Below are 25333 nucleotides of genomic sequence, written 5' to 3'. Positions count from 1 at the left end.
GGCTGCGGACCCCTTGGAATCAACCGTCTAGCCGGTGGCTCTGTGCGCGTCCGCAAGTACCGCCACCTCTTGATCAAATCGCCTGTGCCTGCACCCGATCCGTCCCTGGAGCCGTCGCCGGCGCGGCGGTCGGGCCGGTTGGCAGAGGTAAGTGCTCGATGATCTTGGGTTGGTGGTACTTGCAGACGCCATGGCCGGAGAAACGCTGTCTAGCCAGGGAAGAGGATTTCGCTGATCTCGCCCGCGACCTCGCGCCCGGCCGCGGGACGCAGGCGGGACAGCAGCTTGCTGAACGCCGTCAGGTCGGTGTGCACGGTCGCCGACTGCACCTGCCGGATGTCGTCCAGCAGACCGGTGACCAGCTCGCACGCGTGGTCCACCTCGCCCGCGGCGGCGTAGGCCAGCGCGCGGCGCAACCCGAACCTGGTGCGGGCGCGCAGGGCCGTCGGCGCGATCAGCGGCAGCTGCGTGTCGAGGATTGCGGCGGCTTCCGCGTGCCGGCCGAGGTCGTAGAACGCCCAGGCCCGGAACACGGCTACCTGGTCGACCAGACTCCTTGTGCCGTAAGGGGGTTCGCCTACCGCCTGGTACAGCTCCTGGGCTCGTTCCAGGGCGTCCTCGCACCGGTCCGCGGCGCCGGCGAGCGCGTAGCCCTGGGCTTCGCGCAGGGCTGCACCGGCTCGCACGGCCGGGGAGCGGGACTTGCCCGCGCGAGAACTCCGCGGCGCGGACCCAGGCCCAGGCCTCCAGCTCCGGGTCGCCGCCCTTGGCCGCGAACAGCACCGCGCGCTTGGTCATCTCGGCCGCGGAGGCGTCGTCACCGCGTTCCTGTTCCATCCAGCCCGCGTACTCGGCGTACCGCGCGGCCAGCAGCCACAGCGCACGACCCAGGCCCGGGTCGTCCGCCGAACGGGCCAGCGTGTTCAGCACGTCCATCTCGTGCCGCAGGCTGGGCAGGACGATTTCCGGACTGTGCCGGTGTCCCAGAGTCCGGTGGTGGTCGAACATCGCGTCGTACGTGCGCAACGTCGTGTGGTCGCTGGGCATTCGCCGTGGCGGGGCTTCGGCCAGTTCGGCGAGGCGGCCCGCGGCCTGCAACGCGTCGTCGAGAACCTTGGCCATGCTCGGGTTCGGCGGCACGCGGCCGTTCTCTATCTTGCTCAGGTGGCCTTTGCTGTAGGGGACCCGTTTTTCCAGCTGGCTGAGCGAGAGCCCGCGCTCGGTGCGCAGGCGGCGGACCTCCTGTGCGAACGTGGGCGACAACGGCTACACCCCCTCTCCGGCAGTGTGCTGCCCTTCAAACGCCCGGATACGTGTTGTCCACGATTTGGCCGTTGATTGACGATCAACTGGGGCTATTCGGAGCGGCCGTCGATGGTTCCATGTGAGTCATGGCGATGACGTGCTCGAACGAGGCGGCTGGTGTGGTGATGGTCTGGCAGCGTTTGGCGACCAACGTGGTGCACCGGTCCCCGTGGTTCGAGGTGCGCGCGGACGACGTCGTCAGGCCCGACGGCGGGCACGGCACCTACACGCACGTGGTGGCACCGGGTTCGGTCACGGTGCTCGCGATCCAGGACGACGACCACGTCGTGCTGACCCGGCAGTGGATCTACACGCACGGCGGCACGGAGTGGCGGCTGCCCGGCGGCGCGGTGGACGACACGGACGCGGACGACACGGACGCGGACCCGCTGGCCGCGGCACGTCGTGAGCTCGCCGAGGAGACCGGCCTCAGAGCCGAGAGCTGGGAACGACTAGGCCAGATCCACGGCGCGGACAGCCTGAGCAACCACGTGGACCACATCTTCCTGGCCACCGGACTCACCCAGGGCGAAGCCGATCTCGGGCCCGGTGAGGCCGACCTGCGCGTGCGCACGATGCCGTTCTGCCACGCCCTCGACCTCGTCCGTCAGGGCATGCTCCCGCACGCCGGCAGCTCGCACGCACTGCTCGTCATGGCGTTGCGCCGGACGGCCCAGAAATAAGAGCTCGGAGGGTTTCCCGAAGTAGCGTGCAACAGGAAACCCGTTCTCATTCGACTGGCGAAAAGCCACTCTTGGTGCATCGGCGAGAACATCAGCCCGAAAGCCAGTCAGAATGAGAAGGTGAATTTCTCGATGAGAATGATCTGCTCACTCGCCACCGTCGTGAAAGTTGCCGTGATCTGCCTTTTCGTGGGATTCATGGTCGGCAGCGTTTTCATGGTCTCGGTGATCTGACCCGATTTCGGACTGCGGTTCTCCCTGAGCCCACAAGGGAGGTGTCAGCCGTGGAACCGCATTTCTGCATCGAACTGATCTGAACCTGCTCGGCTACCCGCGTGGCGTCCACTGGACGCCGTAGCCGCGGCCCTGACGAGGGTGGGGGAACGACACGTCGATCTCCCCGATCTCGTCCAGCGGCAGCGTCTGCGGCCAAGGCGTCAGGTCATCGGTGTCGCGCGCCAGGGCCTCCTCGACGCGCCACACCGATTCGGGCAGAGCGTCCCGGTCGAATCGGACCCTCAACCGGAACGACTCGCACATCCGCTCCGGCCAGAACACGTAGGTCGGACGCATCGACTGTCCTCGCGGCACCTTCACCTCGAGCGCGAACTGGTGCGTTTGCCCCGCGTTGAGGGGTCGGGGCAACCGCAGCTTCATGAGGAACCGCCGCGGGGACGGCCGTTCGTGGCCGATCAGCTCCACCCCGTGCAACACCTCGATGTCCACGTCGCCAGGAGCGCCGTCGGGCGTCGGGGAGGGGATCGTGATCGACCACGCGATCTCGCTGACACCGTCGGTGTCGGCCACGACGGTCCGGCGTTCCGTGCACGCGGGCGTCGGGCCGTCCAGCTTCAGCAGCGCGTCGAACTCCTTGACGTGCCAGAACTCCGACGGCGTCACGTACGCCGCCGACGGGCCCGGCTGCAGTGCCACCTCCACCAGGCGCTGCAGCCCGGCCTCCATCCTCCTGCGCACCGTGCGCGCGCCGCGGTCCTGTTGCTTCGCGAGCCACTCGATGCGTTCGTTGAGGAACCGGAACTGCGCTTCGTCGTGCAGTCCGAGCGGCGCCAGAACGGCGTTGCGGACCTCCACCGGGAAAGTGCGGGCCGCGTTCGTCACCCAGTCGCGGAGTTTCGTTCTGACGGCTTCCGCGCCGTCCGTCTCCACGATGCCGCACACCTGGCGCAGCGCCGGTCCGACGTGCAAGTCGATTCCGGGAGTCTGCACACCCCGCCCACGGCACAACGTGCGCAGTTCTTCCATCAGCTGCTCAGATGAGACAGACATCCGTCCTCCGCGCGGAAATGCTTTGCCGGGCATGTCGGGCATACGAGCTGTGACGTTACTCCGGACGGATTCTTCTACACCTTCCAGTGAGGTGATCACCGCCGATCGACTGATGTCCTGACCTGCGCTTTGCCGGTAACGTCCTGGTCACGGGCGGTGACTTCCTCCGGTCTCCGCCATCCCTGCCTGATGTGGAGGTTGGATTCGTGCTGCGCACAATGTTGTCGGCCATATCCGCATTTGCCCTGATCAGCGGCGTTCCTGCCGTCGCCGCCCCGGCGGAGAGCGCTTACCTGCTGCAGTTCCGCACCACCGTGTCCGACGCCCAGCGCCACCAGCTCCAGGGCCTCGGCGTGCGGCTCGGCGCGTTCGTCCAGGACGGCACCTACATCGCCCGCATGACGAGCACCGCTCGCGTCTCCCGGTTGAGCTACGTCCGCGAGGTGCGCCCGTTCCAGGCCCAGCCGCAGATCATGGCGCTGGGCTCGTCCGGCTACCTGATCACGCTGGCCGAGCAGGACGCGCGTGACCAGCAGACCGTCGCCGCGAAGGTGCGGGCTTCTGGCGGTCGCGTGGACGTGATCTCCCAGGACCGCGAGCACATCATGGCCACGCTGGACGCGGGCCAGGCCGCGCAGGTCGCGAAACTGCCGGCCGTGATCGCGATCGACCCGACGTCGGCTCCTGAAACCGACATGGCGATCTCACGCGAGTCGTCCGGTGCCAACTACGTCGAGACCGCGGGCGGCTACCGCGGCCAGGGCGTGCGCGGCGAGGTGATGGACGGCGGGTTCCGCTTGACGCACCAGGAGTTCCGCGCCCGTCCGGCCGTGCAGCACACGGCCAACAGCAGCGACACCTCGCACGGAACCTCGACGTACGGGCAGATCTTCGCGTCCGGCGTCTCGTCCGCACACCGCGGCCTGCTGCCAGAAGGTCAGGGCATCACGGCCGTCTACAACACCGGCGACCGGTACGCGCACACCAAGCAGCTCGTCGACCCGGCCGGCCAGTACCGCGCGGTGTTCCAGTCGAACAGCTGGGGCGACTCGCTGACGACCGCCTACACGTCGGTCTCGCAGGCCATGGACCGGATCGTGTTCGACCACGACATCCTGATCTGCCAGTCGCAGAGCAACGCGGGCACGCGGTCGTCGCGCCCGCAGGCGTGGGCGAAGAACGTGCTGTCCGTCGGTGGCCAGTACCACTACAACACCCTCGACCGCGCCGATGACAAGTGGAACCGCGGCGCGTCGATCGGGCCCGCGGCCGACGGCCGGATCAAGCCGGAGATCTCGAACTTCTACGACCGCATCGACACCACGACGTCCACCAGCGACACGGCCTACACCGCGAACTTCGGCGGCACGTCCGGCGCGACGCCGATCACCTGCGGCAACGCCGGTCTGATGTTCCAGATGTGGGCCGACGGCGTGTTCGACGGGGCGCCCGGCAAGAAGCGCGACGTCTTCGCCTCCCGCCCGCACGCGTCGACCGCGAAGGCGTTGCTGGTCAACACCGCCGACCAGTTCGCGTTCTCCGGCACAGCGCACGACCAGACGCGCGTGCACCAGGGCTGGGGCACGGCGTCGGTGCGCAACATGTACGACCGCGCGAAGGCCGGTGGCTGGAAGCTGCCGGTGCTGGTGAACGAGACCGACCTCGTCGTCACCGGCCAGACCCGCAAGTACACCGTGACGTCCAACGGCCAGACGCCGTTGCGCGCCACGTTGGCCTACACCGACCCGGCCGGTTCGCCGACCGCGGCCAAGGCGACCGTGAACGACCTGTCGTTGAAGGTGACCGCTCCGAACGGGACCGTCTACTGGGGCAACAACGGTCTGCTCGCGGGCAACTGGTCGACGGCCGGCGGGGTCGCGAACACCGTCGACACCGTGGAGAACGTGTTCGTCCAGGCCCCGGCGGCGGGGACCTGGACGGTCGAGGTGGTCGCGACCGCGGTGAACGTGGACGGTCACGTCGAGACGGCGGCGACCGACGCGGACTACGCGCTGGTCGTCTCGTAGGTCCTTTGTGGAACGGCGGCGGCTCCTTCTCGGGGCCGCCGCCGTTCTGACCTGCGGATTCCAGAAACCCTGCAAGGCCTCTCGGGCATGGTCTGCGTGACCGAGAGGGGAGTTCGATGAAGATGAACCGCAGGTTCGGCACGGCGGTGCTGGCGTTCATGGCCGTGCTGGGCTTCGTAGTGGTGGGGGCATCACCGGCTTCGGCGGCGATCAGCAGGTTCGCGGGGTCGGGCATGTGCCTGGACGGCTACAACGGCCGCGCGGACGGCGAGGTCTACGTGACCGGCTGCAACACCGGCAACTTCCAGAGGTTCGACTGGTCCGGCTCGTTCACCGGCAAGACCCGGCTGCGCAGCCAGGCCCAGGCCGGCTACTGCGTCCAGAACGCGGGCAGCCGGGTGAACCTGGAGCCGTGCAGCGCCGCCCAGCTGCAGGAGTGGGAGGTGCAGGGCAGGTCCGGCAGCCTCGTCATCCGGCAGAACAACCTGTGTCTCGCCAGGGCTCTGGGAGAGCACCCGAACCGCGTGATCATGCAGGCGTGCAACGTCCTGGGCTCAGCCTGGGCGCTGGCCTGACGAGGGGGAGATTCAGATGAAGATGTTCCGCGTTCTCACCGCCGTCGCGCTGGCCTTCGTGGCCGCCGTCGGTGTGGCCCAGCCCGCTTCAGCGGCCGTGACCTGGAAGTTCCAGGGCTCCGGCACGACCAACTGCCTGGACGGCTACCCGACCCACCCGGCCGGCGCCGTCTACTACACCGGGTGCAACGACGGCGCGTTCCAGAACTTCCGGTGGGTGGGGTCGTTCGGCCGCCAGACCCAGCTGGTCAGCAACCAGAGCAACAAGTGCGCCTGGGGGGAGGGTGACCAGGTGGGCCTCGCGACCTGCAACGGGTCCCCGTCGCAGGTCTGGGTCGTCAGCGGCTCGGCCTCGCGCCTGACCATCCGCCACCTCCACTCCGGCAAGTGCGTGGCGCGTCTGGGGCCGCCGAACATCCGGCTGCAGACCTGCGACGACCGCCTCCCGAACCAGTTCTGGTTCAAGCGGTAGCGGTTACTCGAACCGGGCCGGGTCGCCCGCGCCGTAGCGGATGATCTCGGCCTCACCGCTGGAGAAGTCCACCACCGTGGTGGGCGTGGTGCCGCACTCCCCGGAGTCGATCACCGCGTCCACCACGTGGTCCAGCCGTTCCTTGATCTCCCAGCCCTGCACGAGCGGCTCCGCCTCGTCGGGCAGCAGCAGCGTGGAGGTGAGCAGCGGCTCGCTCATCGCCTCGAGCAGAGCCTGCGTGACCACGTGGTCCGGGATGCGCGCGCCGACCGTCTTCTTCTTCGGGTGCATCATGCGGCGCGGCACCTCCTTCGTCGCGGGCAGGATGAACGTGTAGTTGCCCGGCGTGGAGGCCTTGATCGCGCGGAACACCGCGTTGTCCACCACCACGAACTGGCCGAGCTGCGCGAAGTTCTCGCACATCAGCGTGAAGTGGTGCTTGTCGTCGAGCTTGCGGATCTCCCGGATGCGGTCGATGCCGTCCTTGTTGCCCAGCCGGCAGCCCAGCGCGTAGCAGGAGTCCGTCGGGTACGCGATCAGGCCGTCCTCCTGCAGGATCCGCACTGCCTGGTCGATGGCGCGCTTCTGCGGGTTGACCGGATGGACGTCCAGGTACTTGGCCATGCGGGGCAGGATATGCCGATCAAGGTTTGAGCAGCACTTTGACCATGCCGTCGTTCTTCTTCTGGAACGTCTCGTAGGCGCGTGGGGCGTCTTCGAGCGGTAGGCGGTGGGTGGCGAAGTCCTCGACGCCGAGCGGGTCGCCGTCGGTGAGCAGCGGCAGGATCTCCGGGACCCAGCGCCACACGTTGGCCTGACCCATCCTGAGCTGCAGCTGCTTGTCGAACATGGTCAGCATCGGCATGGGGTCGGCCATACCGCCGTAGACGCCCACGATCGAGATCGTGCCGCCCCGGCGGACCATGTCGATCGCGCTGTAGAGGGCCTTGAGCCGGTCGATGCCCGCTTCCTTCATCAGCTTCTGGGCCATCGTGTCCGGCAGCAGGCCGGTGAGCTGCTGCGCGATCTTGCCGACGGGCGCGCCGTGGGCCTCCATGCCGACCGCGTCGATCACCGCGTCCGGGCCGCGGCCGTTGGTGAGGTCCTGGACGACCTCGGTGAGGCGCTTGCCGGCTCCGCGCAGATCGATCGTCTCCGTGCCGCGGGCCTTGGCGCGGGCGAGGCGTTCCGGGACGAGGTCGATGCCGATGGTCCTGATGCCGCGGTGCTGGGCGATTCGGCAGCACATGTCGCCGATCGGGCCGAGGCCGAGAACGGCGATCGTCTGGTCTGCTTGGACGTTCGCGTACTCCACGGCCTGCCACGCGGTCGGCAGCACGTCACTCAGGTACACGAACCTGTCGTCCGGCGGGCCGTCCGGGACCTTGATCGGCAGCGAGTTGCCGAACGGGACCCTCAGGTACTCGGCCTGACCGCCGGGCACCTGGCCGTAGAGCTTCGTGTAGCCGAAGAGCGCGGCGCCCGAACCGTGTTCACGAACCTGCGTGGTCTCACATTGACTTTGCAGGCCCTGATTGCACATCGCGCACGAGTTGCACGAGACGTTGAACGGGATCACCACCCGATCGCCCGGCTTGAGCTCGGTGACGTTCGCGCCGACCTCCTCGACGATGCCCATCGGCTCGTGCCCGAGGATGTCGCCCTCGGTCAGGAACGGCCCCAGGACCTCGTAGAGGTGCAGGTCGGAGCCGCAGATGCCGCTGGACGTGACTTTGACGATCACGTCCTCCGGTTCCTTGAGGGCCGGGTCGGGGACGCTGTCGACGCGGACGTCGCGTTTGCCGTGCCAAGTGACTGCCTTCATGCCCAGTGGCGTTCCCCGTGGCCGCACGTTGATAACCTGGGACGACTTCTTTCATCCCGGTTATGGAGACCCTCAGCGATGCTCGACCGTGCCGTCGTCGACGCCCTGTTCCCCTCGGACCTGCCTGAACCGTCCTTCTGGGAGGAGCAGTACCCGCCTCGCGGGCTGGGTGAAGGCGCGAAGGTCACCCGCCTGGGCCCGTCGCCGACCGGGTTCCTGCACATCGGCGGCCTGTACGTGGGCATGATCGACCGCGACATCGCCTCGCACTCGGGCGGCTCGTACATCGTGCGCGTCGAGGACACGGACCAGGCGCGCGAGGTCGCGGGTGCCGTCGAGCAGTTCGACCGCGCGTTCGAGTACTTCGGGATCCAGCCGGACGAGGCCGGCTCCGTTGGCGCTTACGGCCCGTACCACCAGTCGCAGCGCGAGCAGATCTACCTGACCTATGTGCGCGAGCTGCTGCGTTCCGGCGACGCGTACCTCTGCTTCGCCACGAAGGAAGAGCTCGCGGACATCACCGCGCGCCAGCAGGCCACCAAGCTCCCGACCGGCTACTACGGCCGCTGGGCGATCTGGCGCGACAAGACGGCCTCCGAGGTCGCTGAGGCGTTGGAGGCCGGTCGCCCGTACGTCGTCCGCTTCCGCTCGCCGGGCAAGGCGGGGGAGCGGACCAAGTTCGTCGACGCCATTCGCGGGGAGCTGGAGCACGAGGCCAACCGCAACGACGTGGTGATCCTCAAGGCCTCGGACCAGTCGCCGCGCCTGCCCACGTACCACTTCGCGCACGCCGTCGACGACCACCTGATGCGCGTGAACCTGGTGATCCGCGGCGAGGAGTGGATCTCGTCCGTCCCGACGCACCTGCAGCTGTTCGACGCGCTGGGCTTCGAGCGCGTCGAGTACGCCCACATCGCGCCTTTGATGAAGCAGCAGGGCGGGTCGCGCCGGAAGCTCTCGAAGCGCAAGGACCCCGAGGCGTCCGTCGAGTTCTTCATCGAGGCGGGCTACCCGGCCGAGGCCGTCCAGTACTACATGCGCGGCCTGGTGAACGCGCGCCTGGCGGAGCTGCCTCTGGCCGAGGCTCTCGCCGCTCCCATCTCGCTGGCCGAGTGCGGTGTCGCCGGTCCTCTGGTCGACCTGGTGAAGCTCGAGGACATCTCGGCCGACTACGTGGCCACGCTGTCCGGCGCCGAGATCATTTCCCGGGTTTCCGCCTGGGCCGCCTCCCACGACCCGGAGCTCGTTTCCGTGTTGGAGTCCTCGCGTGACGAGGCGCTGGCCGCTCTTCAGGTCGAGCGCGGCCCGGAGGTCGCGAACCCGCGCAAGGACCTCCGCAAGTGGTCCGACTTCCGCACGGCCTACGGCTTCTTCTTCTCTTCTTTGTTCTCGCTGGTGACCGATCGCTCCGATGAGCGGCTGGGTGGGCTCCCTGCCGACCTGATCGCCGCGTTCGCCGCCGACTTCGCGGACGGGTACGTGGACGCTGAGGACGGCCAGGAGTGGTTCGGCCAGATCCGCGAGCTCGCCACGAAGCACGGTTTCGCGCCGAACCCCAAGGAGTTCAAGAAGAACCCGGACGCCTACCCCGGTTCGATCAAGGAGGCGGCGCAGCTGATCCGGGTCGCGCTGACCGGCTCGAACCGCAGCCCGGACCTGCACGCCGTGGCTCGCACGCTGGGCAAGCACGAGGTGCTGCGCCGGGTGCGCGCGCTGGCCTAGCCGGTTGCTTCCGCGGCCCCTGGTTCCTGCTGGAACCGGGGGCCGTGCTAATTCCGGCGACGTTCCACCAGTACCGCGCACATACTCCCGTCGTGATGGACGAGAGCTGGCTCGCCGGCCGGGTGCGGGAGTTCGCGGCGCTGCGCGGCAGGCACATCGAGTCGTGGGTGGGCGTCGAATGGGCGCTGCGGGAGGACGTGGCGGGCACCGGCCCTCAGTTCCGCGACCCGTCGGTTCCTTGTCTGCAGCTGTGGGGTCTGCTCGCGACCTTGGACGACGACGAGCCGTTCGGCATCGGCACCTACGAGCACTCCACGGACTGCGGTCTGTGGCGCCACGAGTGGCTCCAGCCCAAGCTCCAGAACCAGGACGTGTGGGACGGGATCACCCGCTGGCAGGCGTTCGGCGAGCTGCCCACCGGTCACGTCGACGAGGTGGCCGTGTTCGTCGGCTCGTCCGTCGTGGCCGAAGTGCTCCTGACGATCGGCGGGCGGCCGCTGCTGCTGATGGCGGGCGAGGCGTCCGAGACGTGGGGCGACGAGCTGAGGTTCGTCCGGCTCGACGAGTCCGTGCTGGTGTTCACCGATCCCGCCGAAGCCGATTCGATCTCGTGGGCATCGCCACGAGAAGGCCTCGTCCAGGTCACTCCGGATCTGTCGCCATCCGGTGTTCCGCCCACCGCCGCGCCGCCGATGCTCCGGCGGACGTGATAAGCGCCTGCACCCGTCTGAACAAAGTGGTTTCGACAGCAGACTGCTTTATCGCAAAACGCCCGCGCCGAAGGTGCGGTATTGATGCGATGCGAAGCGAGCCGCCCGAACTCATGCCCCGCTGAGCTGCGGTGATGACGTTCCAGTCTCCTTAAGTGCCCGTCCTTTCAAGGTCGATAAAGCGTCTCGCCAGAGGCCCGAAGCCAAGCCCCAATCGCAATCATCGCGAAGCGGCGATGAATTGACCCGGCTCGTACAGAGCCACGCTGGGACCGGACCACCGACCGGCAACCACCCGACCGGCCGCCACCCGACCGCCAACCCCCAGCCACCCAACCGGCCCACCCACCCCCACGGCCATGCGATGGCCGCGCGAGGGGCATGCGGACGGCAGACAAGGCGGCAGGCGGGCGGCAACCGTGCGAGCAGGTCCGATACCTCCCGCTTCGTCCTGAAAGGTTCCGGAACAAAGTCGTGAGAGCGTTCCCATTGACGCGGACGTAACGCAAAGTTGAGGATCTGCGGCATGCATTGGAGAAGCACTCTCGCCGCAGTGCTGGGGCTGACGCTCGCCGCCAGCGCGACAGCGGCCGTTGCCGCGCCCGACGAGCGCGGGTCGAAGCAGACGGTCATCGGGCAGCCCCGTACCGAGCACGGGTGTGCCCGCATTGAGAGATCGTTGCCGGAGCTCAAGGACTGGCCGAGGATCGACAGCCAGCTCAAGGGCGACCGCAAGTACGAAGCGAAGATCAGGGAGATCCTCAAGGGCATGACGCTGGCCGAGAAGGTCGGCCAGATGACGCAGCCCGAGATCGGCACGATCACGGCGCAGGACGTCACGACGTACGGGTTCGGCTCGGTGCTCAACGGTGGTGGCAGCTGGCCGAACGCCGACAAGAAGGCCACGCCGCAGGACTGGCTCGCCAAGGCCGACGCCTACTGGGAGGCGTCGAAGCAGACGCGCACCAAGATTCCCGTCATCTGGGGCATCGACGCGGTGCACGGCAACAACAACGTCTACGGCGCAACGGTGTTCCCGCACAACATCGGGCTCGGCGCCGCGCACGACCCGTGCCTCATCCGCGACATCAACGAGGCCACGGCCGAGCAGATTCGCGCGACCGGGCAGGACTGGGCGTTCTCGCCGACGCTCGCCGTGGTGCAGGACGACCGGTGGGGACGCACGTACGAAGGGTTCTCGGAGGACCCGCGGATCACGCGCGCCTACGGGTTCGAGGCCATCAAGGGCTTGCAGGACAACGCGAAGAAGCGCATCGGCGAGGACGGCGTGATCGCCACCGCCAAGCACTTCATCGGTGACGGCGGCACGACCGGCGGCAAGGACCAGGGCGTCAACGCCTACAGCGAAAAAGACATGATCAACATTCACGGCCAGGGCTACTACGGGGCGCTGGCCGCGGGTGCGCAGACGGTGATGATCTCGTTCAACAGCTGGACGAACGACGTCATCAACGAGGGCAAGGTGCACGGCAGCAAGTACGTGCAGACCGGCATTCTCAAGGAGAAGATGGGCTTCGACGGCCTGCTCGTCTCCGACTGGAACGGCATCGGCCAGGTCACCGGCTGCACGAACGCCAGCTGCCCGCAGGCGATCAACGCCGGCATGGACATCATCATGGTGCCCGGCGACTGGAAGGCGTTCATCGCCAACACGATCACGCAGGTCGAGAGCGGCCAGATCCCGCTGCAGCGCATCGACGACGCCGTCACGCGGATCCTGCGGGTCAAGCTCCGCGCGGGCACGTTCGACGCGCCCAAGCCGTCCCAGCGGGAGCACGCGGGCGAGCAGGAAGCGCTGCTGCACAAGGAGCTCGCGCGCAAGGCCGTGCGGGAGTCCGCGACGCTGCTGAAGAACAACGACCGGGTGCTGCCGCTCTCCAAGCGCAGCAAGGTCCTCGTGGTCGGCAAGAGCGCGGACAACATCGGCAACCAGACCGGTGGCTGGACGCTGTCCTGGCAGGGCACCGGCAACACCAACGCCGACTTCCCCAACGGCACCAGCATCCTCAAGGGCATCCAGGACACGCTGGGCGCCGCCAACGTCACGTTCGCCGAGACCGCGGACAACGTCGACCCCAAGAACTTCGACGCCGTCATCGCCGTGATCGGTGAGACGCCGTACGCGGAGGGCGTGGGCGACATCGGCAAGCGGACGTTCGAGACCGCGCGCCTGTACCCGAAGGACCTGGAGACCCTCGACAAGGTGTCCGGCAAGGGCAAGCCGGTCATCACCGTCTACGTCGGCGGCCGCGCGATGTACATGAACAAGGAGATCAACCGCTCCGACGCGTTCGTCGCCGCGTGGCTCCCGGGCACCGAGGGCCAGGGCATCGCGGACCTGCTGATCAAGGGGCGCCACAACGGGTTCAGCGGCAAGCTGTCCTACTCGTGGCCGGGCGAGGCCTGCCCGGCACTGCCCGGCGAGCCGGCCAAGACGCCGCTGTTCAAGTTCGGCTACGGCCTGCGCGACTGGCAGACCGGCAACGTCGGCAAGCTCGACGAGACCAGCCCCGGCGGCTTCTGCTCCGGCGGTGGCGGTGGCACGGCCACCGAGGACCTGGAGGTCTTCAACCGCACCGATGTCGCGCCCTACAAGAGCTACATCGGCTCGCCGGAGAACTGGGGTCTCGAGATCGGCCCGGACGGGCAGGCCTCGCAGGCGAACATCAACGTCGTGCAGTCCGACGTCAACGTCCAGCAGGACGCGCTCAAGACGACGTGGACCGGCACCGGACCGGGGCAGGTGTACCTGCAGAGCCCGACCGGCACCGACCTGCGCGGCTACGGCAACGCGAACGCGGCCATCGAGTTCGACGTGATCGTGCACCAGGCCCCGGCCGCCCGCACGGTCATCAGCGCGCACTGCAACTACCCTTGCATGGCGGAACTCGATGCCACACAGGCGTTCCGGAACCTCCCGGTTGGACAGAAGTCGACCGTGAAGGTCGCGGTCAGTTGCTTCGCCGACAAGGGGCTGGACCTGGAGAACGTCAACACGCCGTTCCTGGTCTACACCGAAGGCACCTTCCAGGCGTCGTTCGCGAACGTGCGGTGGGTGCCCAAGGCGGGCGCTGATCCGGACGTCATTTCCTGCACCTGACGGGAAAGACGTGTCCTACCGGCAGACCCGCCGGTAGGACACGTCCGGGAAGTACTCCGCCCACTGCTCGCGCGTCAAAGGCTCCGGGTGCCGCGCGCACAACCGCTCAACCGCCCGATCGACGTCCACGTCCCACAGCCGCACCGTCGTGTCGTTGCCGCCGGAAGCCAGGTACGTGCCGTCGGGCGAGAACTCGATGGCCGCGACGTCGCGCGCGTGCCCGGTGAACTTCGTGACCAGCCTGGGGTGCGCGGGATCCGCGACGTCCCACAGGCGCAGCACGCCGTCCGTGTGCGAGGTCGCCATCAGGGTCCCGTGGAACGTCACCGCGTACGGACCGGCCGTGAGCCCGGACAGCCTGCCCACCTCGCGCATCGTGCGCGGGTCGGTGAACCTGATCTCCTTGTCCCCGAACGCCGTGGCGAGCAGCCTGCCGTCCGGGCTGAAACCGCCGCGCAGCGTGGTGTCGCTGTGCCCGGAGAACGGGATCTCGCTCGGTGAGCGGAGATCGGTCACGTCGAAGAGCTTCGAGCGATCGCCGGTACCAGCGATCAGTTTCCTGCCGTCCGGGCTGAAGTGCACGGCCCACAGGTAGTTGTTCGCGACGTCGCGGTAGGACAGCAGTTGTGGCGCCTTCGCATTCGTGATGTCCCACAGCAGCACCTGCCCGAACGTGCCGACCGCGAGCGTCTTGCTGTCCGGTGTGAACGCGGCCGACACCGCGCGGTCGGTCTGCGCCGGCAACGCACGCAGGAGCACCGGCGCTGTCACGTCGCTGACGTCGTAGAGGCGGCAGAACCCGTCGTCGCTCGCCACCGCGAGCAGCTTGCCGTCCGGGCTGAACGTGGTGAACCGCAGGTAGCCGCGCGCGTCGGTGATCCGGGTGATCGGCTCGCGGCCGCGCTCGGGCGTCATCCGCCACAGCCAGACCGTGCTGTCCCAGCTGCTGGTCGCGAGCACCTGGCCGTCGGGGCGGAACGACGTCGCCGAGATGTTGTTCTCGTGGCCCAGCAACGGCAGGTCGCTCAGCTTCTGCAGCCGCACCGACTTCGAGCCCTCCGAGATCACCAGGGTGGAGTTGTCCTGGGTGAACTCGGCCTCGTACACGCCGGTGGTGAGCGTGGCGAGCAGTCGTGGCCTGCCTTCGGGATCGAGGTGGGCGAGGTCCCACAACCGCGTGCGCCGGTCGCCCGTCGCGGCGAGCGTCGTGCCGTCCGGCGAGAACGACACGCCCCAGACGATGGCCGTGAAGTCGGCGAACTTCGCGCGTTGCCCGGGGTTCGCGAGGTCGGTGACGTCCCAGAGCACGGCGAGGTGGTCCCAGCCACCGGTCGCCATCGACCGGCCGTCCGGCGTGAACGCGAGCGACTCGATCCCGGCGCTGTGGCCTTGTGCCACGCCCTGCTGCCGGGGCTCGCCGTCCCCGTACGTCCACAGCGTCACGACCTTGTCCACCGCCACGGCGAGCGCCTTGCCGTCCGGCCGGAACCGCACTCGTCGCGTGAGGGACTCGAACCCCGTCAGCGTGCTGGTGAGGACGGGGCGGTCGGGGTCGGTGACCTGCCAGAACTGAACGACGTTCTCGACCGCGACCGCCGCCGTGGTGCCGTCCGGGGTGAACGTGACGTCATAGATCTTCGCGGTGCCGTTCGGCCGGGGGATCGTGCCCTTCTTCTTCGGGGAGCTCGGGTCGGTCACGTCGTAGAACAGGACGTTCTGCTCCGAGGTGAGCGCGAGTACGCCGTCGCGGACGAACTCGGCGCCGTGCAGCTCCTCACTGGTGTCCGTGGTGCTCAGCAGCCGCGGTGAGCGGACGTCCGAGATGTCCCACAGCTTGAGCTCCTTGTCCCAGCTCACGGTCGCGAGCGTGGTGCCTCGCGTGGCGACGGCCGGCACGTCGGAACCGTGCGCGGCGATCCGGGTGAAGTACGGGTCCGCGGTGGCGCTCAGCAGGTTGTCGCGGGTCTCGGTGTTGTCGGAGAGCTGCTGGGCGGCGAGGCTCAGCTGGGTGGAGAGCGCGGCGTCGGCCGGCTGCAAGCCCTGCGCGTCGCTCACCGCCTTACGTGCGATGGCGATGTTGCGCTGCTCGGTCGTCTCGCGCTGGGCCTTGATCGCGTAGCCGACGGCGGTCACGGCGAGCACGAGCAGCACGGTCAGCAGCCCGACCAGCTGCCGCAGCCTGCGGGTTTGCCGCCGGGTGGCCTCCTGCTCGGCTTCTTCTGCCTCGATGCTGGCGTAGAGGAACCGGCGTTCGCGCGCGGACATCGCGTCGTCGTCACCCGTGGCCCACTCACGGGCCAATGCGAGCCGCACGCCGCGATAGAGCGCGCCGGAGTCGCGGTTGAGGGACTCCCAGGCCGAGGCGGCCTCGGTCAGCTGGTGGTGGACGCGCAGGCCGTCGCGGTTCGCGGTCAGCCAGCCGGACAACCGGGGCCACGAGCGGATGACGGCCTCGTGCGTGAGGTCGACGCCGGTGTCGTCGAGCGTGATCAGCCGTGCGCGCGCCAGGTGGTCCAGCACGAACAACGTGTCGTCATCGTTGTCGAGAGAGTCGCGGCTCACGCGCCGTTTGGTGTCCTCGGTGCCCTCGCCGAGCGCCGTCAGGCGCAGGAAGATCTTGCGTGCGATCGCCTGCTGGGCCTCGTCGAGCTCCAGATACGCGACCTCGGCGCTCTGGGCCAACGCGTGCCGTACGCCGCCCGTCTCCTCGTAGCCCGCCACGGTCAGACGGGTGCCGCGACGACGACGCCACGTCTCCAGCAACGCGTGCGAGACGAGGGGCAACGGCGCGCGCTCGGCCTCCAGCACCGACACCAGCGCGCCCTCGACCGTGTAGCCCGCGCGCAACGCCGGTTCGGTGATCGCGCGCCGCAGTTCGGCCGGGCTCATCGTGCCGACCAGGACCTGCGCGTCGTGCAGCGCGTCGACGAGATCGGGGTAGCGGCCGCAGTGGCCGTAGAAGTCGGAGCGGACTCCGATGACGACCTTGCGCGCGGCGAAGTGGGAATTGGCGGAGTGGGTGATCGCCTCGATGAACGCCTCGCGCTCGTCCTCGTCGCGGCAGAGGGTGAAGACCTCCTCGAACTGGTCGATCACCACGAGCTCCGCGGTGCACTCGCCCCAGAGCTGGAGCGGATGCGGGCCGGGGGAGAAGACGTCGGCCGGCCGGGACGCCACCAGACCTGCTCGCAGCAGTGACGACTTGCCCGATCCAGAAGCGCCGAAAACGCCCACGAAAGGACGTTCGCTCACCTTTTCCAGCAGTTGTCCGACGAGCTTTTCCCGGCCGAAGAACCGGCTGGAGTCCTCGGCCTGGAACGCGCCGAGGCCGAGGTACGGCGGTTCGCGCTCTGGATCGGCGGGCTTCGTGCCCTCGGCGACCTCGTGCCATCTTCGGCGCCATTGTTCGACGTCGCCGCCACACGCGTGCGCGTACGCGACCGTCACCGCCAGGCTGGGAAGTTTCCGGCCGCTCGCCGCCTCGGAGAGCACCGTCACCGAATAGTGCGCGACCTTGCTCAGCTCGCGGTAGGTCGGCTTACCTGCTTTCTCACGCAACAATCTCAAGTCCGCGGCGAACCTGAGCAGCTCGTCATCGTCGGAATCCAGCGGGCGCTCGGGTCTCGGCACCCGCCGGATTGTTCCCTCGTTGTTTGTTCGGCGTCCAGTCGGCGGAACCGAACAACGCGTTCGCTCTATGAAGAACCCATGAACGGTGACATTCGCGACCTGCTCGTCGAGACCCGCAAACCCGACAACCCGCCTCCGGACCCGAAGACCTAGGGCAACGCGGGGCGGCGCCCTTCTAGGGGTAGGGCGCCGCCACCGCGCTAATCGGCGACATCGACGTCGACCGGTTCGCCTCTGATCGCGGTGACCGCGCCGCCGGTCTGCGCCGCGAGCCAGATCTCGAACCCCTCCGGATCGCGCGTGTGCACGGTGAAGGTGACGTCGTGGCCGTATTCGGTGTCCGCGACGTGGTAGCCGGCGGCGCGCAACGCGTTCTCGAGCTTGCCCGCCTGGTCGTGGTCGGCGGCGAGCAGCAGCGTCTCGTGACGTTCGCGCGTGAGAGTGCCCAGTGAGTCGATGGCCTCGGACACGGCCCGCCCGTACGCCCGGACCAGGCCGCCCGCGCCGAGCTTGACGCCGCCGTAGTAGCGGGTGACGACGACAGCGGTGTCGACGAGGTCCCGCCGCGTCAGGACCTCCAGCATCGGCACCCCGGCCGTGCCCGCGGGTTCGCCGTCGTCGGACGAGCGTTGCGTATCGCGGGTCCGGAACGCCGTGCAGTTGTGCGTGGCCTGCCAGTGCTCCTTGCGGATCCGCGCGAAGAACTCCGAGGCTTCCTGGTCAGAGGTGACGCGAGCGACGTGGCACAGGAACCGCGACCTCTGGATCTCGATCTCGTGCGTGCCGTCCCGCTTGATCACCTTCACCGGTCGATTGTCCGCCGCCGCTCAGCTTCACCGAACAGGGCGTCCAGCTCGGCGGGCGGGACCTCTTCCAGCTGCTCGAAGGTGCAGCTGACCGGATCGCGGTCGTCCCGGAACCGCACGAGCCGCGCCGTGTGGCGGAACCGGCCGCCCTGGACGTGCTCGTACCGCACCTCGGCCACCCGCGACGGGTCCAGCAGCACGATCTGCAGCTGCTTCTCCGGGTTCCAGCGGCTGTTCATGCCAGGACCGGTGTAGGTCGCCCACGCGGCCCACGGGTGCTCGGCGGGGTTGAGCAGCGGCGCGAGCTCCTCGACCAGCTCACGCCGCCGCGCCGCGGTGAAGCTGCTCGCGACGCCGACGTTGTGCAGCTCGCCGTCCTGGTAGAGCCCGAGCACCAGCGAGCCGACGGTCTCGCCGTCCTTGTGCACGCGGTAGCCCGCGACCACGCAGTCGGCGGTCCGCTCGTGCTTCACCTTGAACATCACCCGCTTGTCCGGCTCGTAGACGCCGTCCAGCTGTTTCACCATCACGCCGTCGAAGCCCGCGCCCTCGAAGCGGGTGAACCAGTCCTGCGCGACCTCGGGGTCCGCAGTGGACGGTGTCAGGTAGACGCCCGGGATCTCGGTGACGATCTCCTCCAGCAGCTTGCGCCGCTCGGCCAGCGGCAACGTGGTGACGTCCTGGTCGCCGCACGCCAGCAGGTCGAACGCGACGAACGAGGCCGGCGTCTCCACGGACAGCTTGCGCACGCGCGAGGCCGCCGGGTGCAGGCGCAACTGGAGCGTGTCGAAGCTCAGGCCGTCCGGCGTGACCAGCACGATCTCGCCGTCCACGACACAACGCGGCGGCAGCGACTCGCGGAGCAGCTCGACGACCTCGGGGAAGTAGCGGGTGAGCGGCTTGTCGTTGCGCGAGCCCAGCTCCACCTCGTCGCCGTCGCGGAACACGATGCAGCGGAAGCCGTCCCACTTCGGCTCGTACGCGAGACCGTCCCCGCGCGGCAGTTCGGGGACGGACTTCGCGAGCATCGGCTTCACCGGCGGCATCACGGGCAGGTCCACACCGGGACCATAAGCTCAGCGCAACGCCACCGCGAGCTTTTCCAGCTCCCGCACGTCGGCGTCCATGCCGTCGTCCTCGGGGATGGCGAGAGCGATCGGCCTCCGCAACGTCACCGCGCCGGAACGCCGCGTCTCCAGGCCGGCGCGCACACGCTCGGCCAGCGGCATCTCGTCCGGCGTCTCGGCGACGTACGGGCTGATCCGCACCAGCCCGTCACGGCACTCGATCACCCGCCGGTAGTAGCGCCGGTGCACGCCCCGCAACGAGAAGGAGCGCCCGGACGGCACGCGGTGCAGGGCGTCCTCGGGGAACGACTGGTGCAGCAGCGTCCACAGTGGAGAGAGGCGGTGGTAGGCGCGCAGGTGCCGCAGCCACAGCCTCGTCGCGGCGAACCGCATCGCGGCGATCGGGTAGATCACGCCGATGACGCACAACAGCACGCCCGGCAGCAGGAACCACACGGCGGTGGTCAGCAGCCAGCGGGGGAGCGGTTCGCCGAAGTAGCGGGAGATGTTGGACGCCACGAAGATCGCGTCGGCCGGCACCAGCAGCCCGAGTCCGGTCGAGGTGATCAGCAGGCCCCTGCGCAGCCTCGGGTCGGCACCGCGGGCGTAGCGGCGGGCCCAGACGAACATCGCCGCGAACCCGTAGAGCAGATAACCGTTGCCCAGCGCGTAGAACACGGTGATCGCGAGGATTCCGGTCGGTCCGCCGCCGAGCGAGTTCGGCACCCGCGCCGCCGCCACGCGCAGGTCGTCCGGGATCGCCAGGACCGCCCACGTCATCACCAAGATGCACAGGACCAAGGGCGCCAGCTGAATCAGTGCGTGCCGGCGAGCCCTGGTGTCGTCGAGCGCGGAGAAGATGAAGAAGCAGATCAGGCCGTACACGCCGACCTGCAGGAGCGCGTGCTGGATCAGCTGGCAGACCATCGGGTCGAGCCCGAGGAACCACCGCCCGTTCGCCGCGGCCCTGCCGAACGGATAACCGATCGCCCACCCGGCCACGAGACCCGTAACCGACCGCAGCCGCGGGTCGTGCGGACGCCGGACCAGCAGGTACAGCATCACGGCGAACGCGGTGAACGCGACGATGCCCTGCGTTTCCTTCAAGTACTCCACTACAGCCACCCGATCCGGTCGGCGAGCGACTTCGCCATCCTGCGCGCGGGGCCCTCTGAGTTGCGCGGCGCGACCTTGTCCAGCACCGACGCCCACTCGAGGATGATCGTCGCGACCGTCTCGGCCTCGCGCTCGTGCGCGGTGTCGTAGGAGGTGCGCCGCAACGCCCGGCGCACGGCGTCCGGTTCGAGATCGGGGTAGAGGCCCGCGAGCAGGTCGTCGTCCTGCTCGTCACTCGTGTGACCGGCGAGAACATGCCCGAGCTCGTGCAGGATGATGTGGTTCTGGTGCGCCTTCGACGTCTCCTGCTGGTACAGGATGTAGTCGGCCTTGGCGGTCGCGATCCACACCCCGTACGGGCCGGGCACCGGAATGGGGTGCGCGATCAGCCGGATGGGTTTGCCGCGCTGGTCACCGACTCTGCGGCAGAGCTCCTCGACGTCCAGCGGCGGCTGGATGTCCAGTTCGTTCAGCAGGCGGCGGCACCGCTTGCGCAACTCTCGTTCGGCCACGAGTCATCCTTCGCCGCGCTCGGCCTGTTCCTGTCGGTAGACGACGTCCAGCAGCTCCATGACCAGGCGGCGGCGGTCAGGCGACAGCTCGCCCGCGCGCATCGCCATGAGTTGCGCGTCGCTGCCCGCGGCGATCTCGTTGAGCCTGCTCTGCTCGTCCTGCAACGACTTCAGCTGCTCGTCGACGCGGTCGGTGACCTCGTCGTCGAAGAAGTAGCTCACGGGCACACCGAAGAAGCCTGCCAGTGCCTGCAAGTGCTTGAAAGTCGGGTTGTCCTTCTTGGCCTTGCGCAGCTGCCAGATGTAGCTCTGGGAGATGGTGACGCCGGTGTCCGCGATGGCCGCCGCGACCTGCTCGTTGCTGTACTCCTGGCCGGAGCGGGAGGTGTGCCGGGCGAAGAGGTGGTTGAGCTTGTCAGCCAGGGACCGTTCCCCCGCCATTGCCGGGCTCCCCCCGTTGCGCGCAGTGAGCGTTTCCACCCACGGAAAGGGCTATCTGGGTGACGGGATTTTCACCAGTTGAAACCCCGCCTCTGGCCAACATAGACTCCCATCGTGCCCGTCTCAACTGCGGTGGGGATACCGGAGGACACCGGACATGGCGCTTGCTGAACGACAGGGATCATTTCACCGGACCGTGATCGACGTCGTCTACAAGACCATGGACCAGCTCGCGCAGACGGACTCGCCGAACGAGGTGTTCGAGCTGCGCGAGCAGCTGAGGGCTGCGCTGCCGTGGTGGCGCGGGCTGCTGCGGATGCACGAGCCGAACGAGCGCCATCGCTGCAAGTCGTGCCACACGTGGTACGGACTCCATCGCGCGTGGCCCTGCCCGGTGTGGCGGGACGCCGTTTCGGCGTTGCACCAGCTCAACGACATGTACGGGTTCCTGGCCACGTCCCACCCGGTCTCCGGGAGCAGGAGACCGGGGGAACGGGTGACCGTGACCGGGCCTCACCCCGGCGAGCACGACTAGCCCAGAACCGCGACTAGCCCAGAACCGGGACTAGCCCAGCTTGAAGCTCTGGGCCGCCGAACCGTTGCAGGTCGCCTGGATCAGCTGCACGCCGTCACCTGTGCCAGCTGGCGCCGACAGGCACTTGCCGGAGTGGCGCGCGGTCAGCGTCGAGTAGCCGTCGGCGCCGGTCGTGACGCGCCACTGCTGGTTGTTGCCGCCGCCGTAGGTCCACAGGTGGATGCCGGCACCGTCCGCAGTGGACACGTTGCTCACGTCCAGCACCTTCGACGAGTCGTTGCGGTACTCGACGCGCGAGTAGCCGTCGCTCGTCGCCACCGCGCGGAAGTTCTGTGCGGTGGTGCCGTTGCAGGCGTACTGCTGGATGACCGTGCCGTTGTCGACACCTGCGGACCTGGCGTCGACGCACTTGCCGTTGCCGCGGTTGACCACGGTCTTGAAGTCGCCCTGCGGCGGGGGAGTGCCGCCACCGCCGAGCCACAGCAGGCTGTCGATGATGAAGTTGTTCTGCGTGGCCGAGGCGAACGTCGACGACAACGGCCGGTTGTTCGGGTAGTCCATCGCGTTGTGGCCGAAGTTCGCGTAGATCATCTTGAAGTTCTTGTTCGTCCACATGATCGGGTAGTAGCCGCTGCGCCACTGCTGGTTCGGGTCGGTGCCGAGCGGGAAGCTCGACGGGTCGACGCTCGCCAGGATCTGGATGTCCGGGTTCGTGCGCAGGTCACGCGACCAGCTGTACCACTCGCTCACCGAGGAGGTGAACTTGTCCGGCAGGCGCAGGGTCGACGGGTGGGAGCGGGTCTCGACCTTCAGCACCGCGGTGGTCGGGCCCCAGGTGTTGCTGACGAAGTTCCCCTTGCCCAGGAACGTGTTGTGGTACCAGGACCACTCGTTCGCGTTCTGCGTGAAGGCACTCACGTGGAAGCCGAAGAAGCCGCCGCCGGACTCCATGTAGCGCTGGAAACCGTTGCGCTGCGCGGCGTTCTGCGGCTGGTCGTCGAGGAACAGCACGACCTGAGCCTGCGCCGGGGTGAGGGAGCTCAGCCTGTCCCAGTTGTTCGTGGCCTCGTAGGTGAAGCCGTTCTCCTGGGCGGCCCTGGCGAACCACGGGTTCGCCTCCTTGACGAACGCGATGTGCGCGGCGTCGAAGGTACCGCTGTAGAAGCCGAGGACCTTGAACGGCACCGCCTGTGCCGCACCGGGGGCCGAGATGCCGACCGGGAAGAGAGCCGCGCTGATCAAAGCCAGCACAGTCAACAGTTTTCTAACCATAGAGGCACACACCTCACGATCGCAGGGTTGCGCGCCCGAAGATCATCGTAGAGGTGGTCCAGACCTGTTGGGGACCGGGACGTTCACAGAATTCTTTTGCGCCACAACATGATCCCGCCCAGCACCGCCAGGCCGCCCAGTGCCGCTACCACGGCGGACATGCCGAACCTCGTTGCGTTGGAAGGAGGTTGTTCGGCGCTCGACGCAACGGGAACGGGGCGCGGGGTGCTCGCGCTCGTTGCCAGAGCAGTGGTCGCCGGAGCAGTGGTTGCCGGGGCGGCCGCGATCTCGATGTCCGTGCACGAGTAGTAGGTGTCAGGTGTGTCGGTGTTCTGCCAGACGGTGTAGATCAGGTGACGCCCGGTCCGTTGCGGCAGCTGCACCTTGAACTCGTACGCACCGTTGACCAACGGGGGAGTGGGCACCGTGAGGAACTGCTCGAGATCCGTCCACCGCAGCGCGCGCGTCGGCGTGTAGCCGTCCTTCGTGACGTAGAACCGGAACGAGCCCTGGTGCGGAATCGTCGCCCGGTAGGTGAAGGCGGTGCTTTTCAAAGTCGTCGCCGGCCACTCGGCCGACGGCAGGTCGAGCCCTGCGTACTTCGCGATCCCCGCGCTGCACAGCTTCCCGTCGGGAACCCTCGCCGCGTCGCGCCCCGCCACGTTCGGCAGCCGGATGTTGTCCCACTCCTTGGACGGCAGACCCGCCTGAATGGCTTTCCGGCACGGCGAGGATGATGCTGAGGACTGACCTGGTGAGCACAGATAAGCCCTGCTCGCGGGGTCGGTGGGCGCGCCATGGGCGTGCGCGGGAACCGCGGAGAGCATCATGAGCAGCGTCAGTACGCCCACAAGGCGAAACACGAGCACCTCCCCTGTCTTTCTAGGGGTACGCGTGCCAGGCCCGAGTCGTTCACGGAAGATGTAGTGTCATGTCCTTCGCTGATGAGGTGTCCGCGGCCGCAGCCCGGCTCGGTGGAGTCGCCCGCACCACGCCGCTCGAGGTGAACCAGCGGTTGTCCGAGCGGACCGGCGCGCGCGTCTGGTTCAAGCGCGAGGACCTCCAGGTAGGCCGTTCGTACAAGCTGCGCGGCGCGTTCAACCTGCTCTGCCAGACCGAGTTCGCGTTCGGCGGCGCGGTCTGCGCGTCGGCGGGCAACCACGGCCAGGGCGTGGCCTACGCGTGCCGCCGCCTCGGCATCGAGGGCCGCGTGCACGTCCCCCGCACCACCCCGCGGCAGAAGCGCGACCGCATCTCCGCGCTCGGTCAGGGCATGGTGCAGCTGGTCGTCGACGGCGACACGTACGACGACGCGGCGGCGCTGGCCAAGGAGTACGCGCAGCACACCGGCGCGACCCTGGTGCCGGCGTTCGACGACAGACGCACGGTCGCCGGTCAGGGCACCGTCGGCCTGGAGATCGTGCAGCAGCTCGGCGGCGCGCCCGACGTGGTCGTGGTGCCGGTCGGCGGCGGTGGCCTGCTCTCCGGCGTCGGCACGTGGTTCAAGGAGCGCTTCCCGCGCACCCGCATCATCGGCGTCGAGCCCGCGGGCGCGGCGAGCATGATCGCCGCGATGCAGGCGGGTAGCCCGGTCACGCTGCCCGAGGTCGACTCGTTCGTCGACGGCGCCGCGGTGCGCCGGGCGGGCGAGGTGACGTTCCCGATGGTGCGCGACAGCGGCGCGGAGCTGCTGACCGTGTCCGAGGGCGCGGTGTGCACGGAGATGCTGGAGCTGTACCAGATCGACGGCATCATCGCGGAACCCGCGGGCGCACTGGCGTCGGCGGCGCTGCTCGAGGAGATCTCGGTCGCGCCGGACTCCACGGTCGTGTGCCTGCTCTCCGGCGGCAACAACGACGTCTCGCGCTACGCCGAGGTCGTCGAGCGGTCGATGGTCCACCGCGGGCTGAAGCACTACTTCCTGGTGGAGTTCCCGCAGGAGCCGGGCGCGCTGCGCAGGTTCCTCGACGAGGTGCTCGGCAAGGACGACGACATCGTGCTGTTCGAGTACATCAAGCGCGACAACCGGGAGACCGGGGCTGCGCTGGTGTGCATCGAGCTGGGGCGGCGCGAGGACTACGACCTGCTGTGGGGCCGGATGAAGGAGTCCCCGCTCAAGATCCAGCACGTGGCGCCGGGCACCACCGCGTACCGGTTCCTGATCTAGATGGTCGATTCCAAGGTGGTGGCTCTTCTGGCGTCTGCAAGTACCACCAACTGCGATGAA

Annotated in this window: 21 protein-coding genes and 1 pseudogene; 9 read left to right on the top strand and 13 right to left on the bottom strand. The window is 68.3% G+C overall.

Going from position 1 to position 25333, the window contains the following annotated elements; translation table 11 throughout:
* Nucleotides 1-209 precede the first annotated feature (209 nt).
* Nucleotides 210-686 carry a hypothetical protein gene (locus UK23_RS54245; protein WP_045316760.1) on the bottom strand — a complete coding sequence of 159 codons (477 nt, stop codon included), beginning with the start codon at nt 684-686 and terminating at the stop codon, nt 210-212.
* 397 nt (nt 687-1083) lie between these two features.
* Nucleotides 1084-1263 (bottom strand): annotated as a pseudogene (locus UK23_RS55175) (helix-turn-helix domain-containing protein); the annotation flags it as partial.
* A gap of 128 nt (nt 1264-1391) precedes the next feature.
* Between UK23_RS55175 and UK23_RS38735 the strand changes: the two are divergent.
* On the top strand, nt 1392-1988 hold the full coding sequence (locus UK23_RS38735) for an NUDIX domain-containing protein (protein ID WP_231114872.1): 597 nt from the start codon (nt 1392-1394) through the stop codon (nt 1986-1988).
* Nucleotides 1989-2315: 327 nt separating this feature from the next.
* Here UK23_RS38735 and UK23_RS38730 read toward each other — a convergent pair whose 3' ends face one another.
* Nucleotides 2316-3275 carry a hypothetical protein gene (locus UK23_RS38730; protein WP_045316758.1) on the bottom strand — a complete coding sequence of 320 codons (960 nt, stop codon included), beginning with the start codon at nt 3273-3275 and terminating at the stop codon, nt 2316-2318.
* 206 nt (nt 3276-3481) lie between these two features.
* Between UK23_RS38730 and UK23_RS38725 the strand changes: the two genes are divergently transcribed.
* The 3 genes from UK23_RS38725 (at nt 3482) to UK23_RS38715 (ending at nt 6349) form a co-directional block, all read left to right on the top strand.
* Nucleotides 3482-5302 carry a S8 family serine peptidase gene (locus tag UK23_RS38725; protein ID WP_231114871.1) on the top strand — a complete coding sequence of 607 codons (1821 nt, stop codon included), beginning with the start codon at nt 3482-3484 and terminating at the stop codon, nt 5300-5302.
* A 116-nt stretch (nt 5303-5418) separates the two neighbouring features.
* A complete protein-coding gene (locus UK23_RS38720) occupies nt 5419-5877 on the top strand; it encodes an RICIN domain-containing protein (protein ID WP_045316757.1) in 459 nt (152 codons plus the stop codon).
* A 16-nt stretch (nt 5878-5893) separates the two neighbouring features.
* Complete coding sequence (locus tag UK23_RS38715) at nt 5894-6349, top strand: RICIN domain-containing protein (protein ID WP_045316756.1); 456 nt, start codon at nt 5894-5896, stop codon at nt 6347-6349.
* A 3-nt stretch (nt 6350-6352) separates the two neighbouring features.
* On the opposite strand, the gene UK23_RS38710 is transcribed toward UK23_RS38715, so the two are convergent.
* A complete protein-coding gene (locus UK23_RS38710; RefSeq protein ID WP_045316755.1) occupies nt 6353-6973 on the bottom strand; it encodes an L-threonylcarbamoyladenylate synthase in 621 nt (206 codons plus the stop codon).
* A gap of 19 nt (nt 6974-6992) precedes the next feature.
* Complete coding sequence (locus tag UK23_RS38705; RefSeq protein WP_045316754.1) at nt 6993-8174, bottom strand: zinc-dependent alcohol dehydrogenase; 1182 nt, start codon at nt 8172-8174, stop codon at nt 6993-6995.
* 78 nt (nt 8175-8252) lie between these two features.
* Between UK23_RS38705 and UK23_RS38700 the strand changes: the two genes are divergently transcribed.
* The 3 genes from UK23_RS38700 to UK23_RS38690 all read left to right on the top strand — a co-directional run bounded on the left by UK23_RS38700 (nt 8253) and on the right by UK23_RS38690 (nt 13727).
* Nucleotides 8253-9896 carry a glutamate--tRNA ligase gene (locus UK23_RS38700; protein ID WP_045316753.1) on the top strand — a complete coding sequence of 548 codons (1644 nt, stop codon included), beginning with the start codon at nt 8253-8255 and terminating at the stop codon, nt 9894-9896.
* A gap of 92 nt (nt 9897-9988) precedes the next feature.
* A complete protein-coding gene (locus tag UK23_RS52220; RefSeq protein ID WP_156213701.1) occupies nt 9989-10606 on the top strand; it encodes a hypothetical protein in 618 nt (205 codons plus the stop codon).
* Nucleotides 10607-11132: 526 nt separating this feature from the next.
* Nucleotides 11133-13727, top strand: coding sequence for a glycoside hydrolase family 3 protein (locus tag UK23_RS38690; RefSeq protein WP_156213700.1), 2595 nt, complete (start codon nt 11133-11135; stop codon nt 13725-13727).
* Nucleotides 13728-13742: 15 nt separating this feature from the next.
* Here the strand turns inward: UK23_RS38690 and UK23_RS38685 are convergent, their stop codons facing one another.
* The 6 genes from UK23_RS38685 to UK23_RS38660 all read right to left on the bottom strand — a co-directional run bounded on the left by UK23_RS38685 (nt 13743) and on the right by UK23_RS38660 (nt 21299).
* Complete coding sequence (locus UK23_RS38685) at nt 13743-17357, bottom strand: PD40 domain-containing protein (protein WP_052685427.1); 3615 nt, start codon at nt 17355-17357, stop codon at nt 13743-13745.
* A gap of 200 nt (nt 17358-17557) precedes the next feature.
* Nucleotides 17558-18163 carry a YigZ family protein gene (locus tag UK23_RS38680; protein ID WP_045316752.1) on the bottom strand — a complete coding sequence of 202 codons (606 nt, stop codon included), beginning with the start codon at nt 18161-18163 and terminating at the stop codon, nt 17558-17560.
* Entirely contained in the window at nt 18160-19224 is a 1065-nt protein-coding gene (locus UK23_RS38675) for an ATP-dependent DNA ligase (protein ID WP_196778079.1), read from the bottom strand. The genes UK23_RS38680 and UK23_RS38675 overlap by 4 nt, the downstream gene beginning before the upstream one ends.
* 15 nt (nt 19225-19239) lie before the next feature.
* Complete coding sequence (locus UK23_RS38670) at nt 19240-20346, bottom strand: MAB_1171c family putative transporter (RefSeq protein ID WP_052685426.1); 1107 nt, start codon at nt 20344-20346, stop codon at nt 19240-19242.
* On the bottom strand, nt 20346-20858 hold the full coding sequence (locus tag UK23_RS38665; RefSeq protein ID WP_045316750.1) for an ImmA/IrrE family metallo-endopeptidase: 513 nt from the start codon (nt 20856-20858) through the stop codon (nt 20346-20348). Before UK23_RS38665 ends, UK23_RS38670 begins: the two co-directional genes overlap by 1 nt.
* 3 nt (nt 20859-20861) lie before the next feature.
* Entirely contained in the window at nt 20862-21299 is a 438-nt protein-coding gene (locus UK23_RS38660) for a helix-turn-helix domain-containing protein (RefSeq protein ID WP_045316749.1), read from the bottom strand.
* Nucleotides 21300-21495: 196 nt separating this feature from the next.
* Here UK23_RS38660 and UK23_RS38655 point away from each other — a divergent pair, with 196 nt between their 5' ends.
* Nucleotides 21496-21834 carry a hypothetical protein gene (locus UK23_RS38655; protein ID WP_045316748.1) on the top strand — a complete coding sequence of 113 codons (339 nt, stop codon included), beginning with the start codon at nt 21496-21498 and terminating at the stop codon, nt 21832-21834.
* Nucleotides 21835-21864: 30 nt separating this feature from the next.
* Here the strand turns inward: UK23_RS38655 and UK23_RS38650 are convergent, their stop codons facing one another.
* Both UK23_RS38650 and UK23_RS38645 read right to left on the bottom strand, forming a co-directional pair.
* Nucleotides 21865-23106, bottom strand: coding sequence for a ThuA domain-containing protein (locus UK23_RS38650; protein WP_045316747.1), 1242 nt, complete (start codon nt 23104-23106; stop codon nt 21865-21867).
* A gap of 83 nt (nt 23107-23189) precedes the next feature.
* Entirely contained in the window at nt 23190-23969 is a 780-nt protein-coding gene (locus UK23_RS38645) for a lytic polysaccharide monooxygenase auxiliary activity family 9 protein (RefSeq protein WP_196778078.1), read from the bottom strand.
* A 68-nt stretch (nt 23970-24037) separates the two neighbouring features.
* On the opposite strand from UK23_RS38645, the gene ilvA reads away from it, so the two are divergent.
* Nucleotides 24038-25273 (top strand): threonine ammonia-lyase IlvA, encoded by a 1236-nt coding sequence (gene ilvA, locus UK23_RS38640; RefSeq protein ID WP_045316746.1) that lies wholly within the window; start codon nt 24038-24040, stop codon nt 25271-25273.
* Nucleotides 25274-25333: the final 60 nt, after the last annotated feature.

Origin of the sequence: Lentzea aerocolonigenes (assembly GCF_000955955.1) — a bacterium.
Lineage (GTDB): Bacteria > Actinomycetota > Actinomycetes > Mycobacteriales > Pseudonocardiaceae > Lentzea > Lentzea aerocolonigenes_A.
The sequence above is the reverse complement of the archived record's forward strand: the minus strand, read 5'-3'. Positions and strand labels throughout refer to the sequence as shown.

Bases quoted from the DNA above. Each gene is read 5' to 3' on its own strand.
- UK23_RS38735 (WP_231114872.1), top strand. From the start codon at position 1,392: ATGGCGATGACGTGCTCGAACGAGGCGGCTGGTGTGGTGATGGTCTGG.
- UK23_RS38730 (WP_045316758.1), bottom strand. From the start codon at position 3,275: ATGTCTGTCTCATCTGAGCAGCTGATGGAAGAACTGCGCACGTTGTGC.
- UK23_RS38720 (WP_045316757.1), top strand. From the start codon at position 5,419: ATGAAGATGAACCGCAGGTTCGGCACGGCGGTGCTGGCGTTCATGGCC.
- UK23_RS38715 (WP_045316756.1), top strand. From the start codon at position 5,894: ATGAAGATGTTCCGCGTTCTCACCGCCGTCGCGCTGGCCTTCGTGGCC.
- UK23_RS38710 (WP_045316755.1), bottom strand. From the start codon at position 6,973: ATGGCCAAGTACCTGGACGTCCATCCGGTCAACCCGCAGAAGCGCGCC.
- UK23_RS38705 (WP_045316754.1), bottom strand. From the start codon at position 8,174: ATGAAGGCAGTCACTTGGCACGGCAAACGCGACGTCCGCGTCGACAGC.
- UK23_RS38700 (WP_045316753.1), top strand. From the start codon at position 8,253: ATGCTCGACCGTGCCGTCGTCGACGCCCTGTTCCCCTCGGACCTGCCT.
- UK23_RS38690 (WP_156213700.1), top strand. From the start codon at position 11,133: ATGCATTGGAGAAGCACTCTCGCCGCAGTGCTGGGGCTGACGCTCGCC.
- UK23_RS38660 (WP_045316749.1), bottom strand. From the start codon at position 21,299: ATGGCGGGGGAACGGTCCCTGGCTGACAAGCTCAACCACCTCTTCGCC.
- UK23_RS38650 (WP_045316747.1), bottom strand. From the start codon at position 23,106: ATGGTTAGAAAACTGTTGACTGTGCTGGCTTTGATCAGCGCGGCTCTC.
- ilvA (WP_045316746.1), top strand. From the start codon at position 24,038: ATGTCCTTCGCTGATGAGGTGTCCGCGGCCGCAGCCCGGCTCGGTGGA.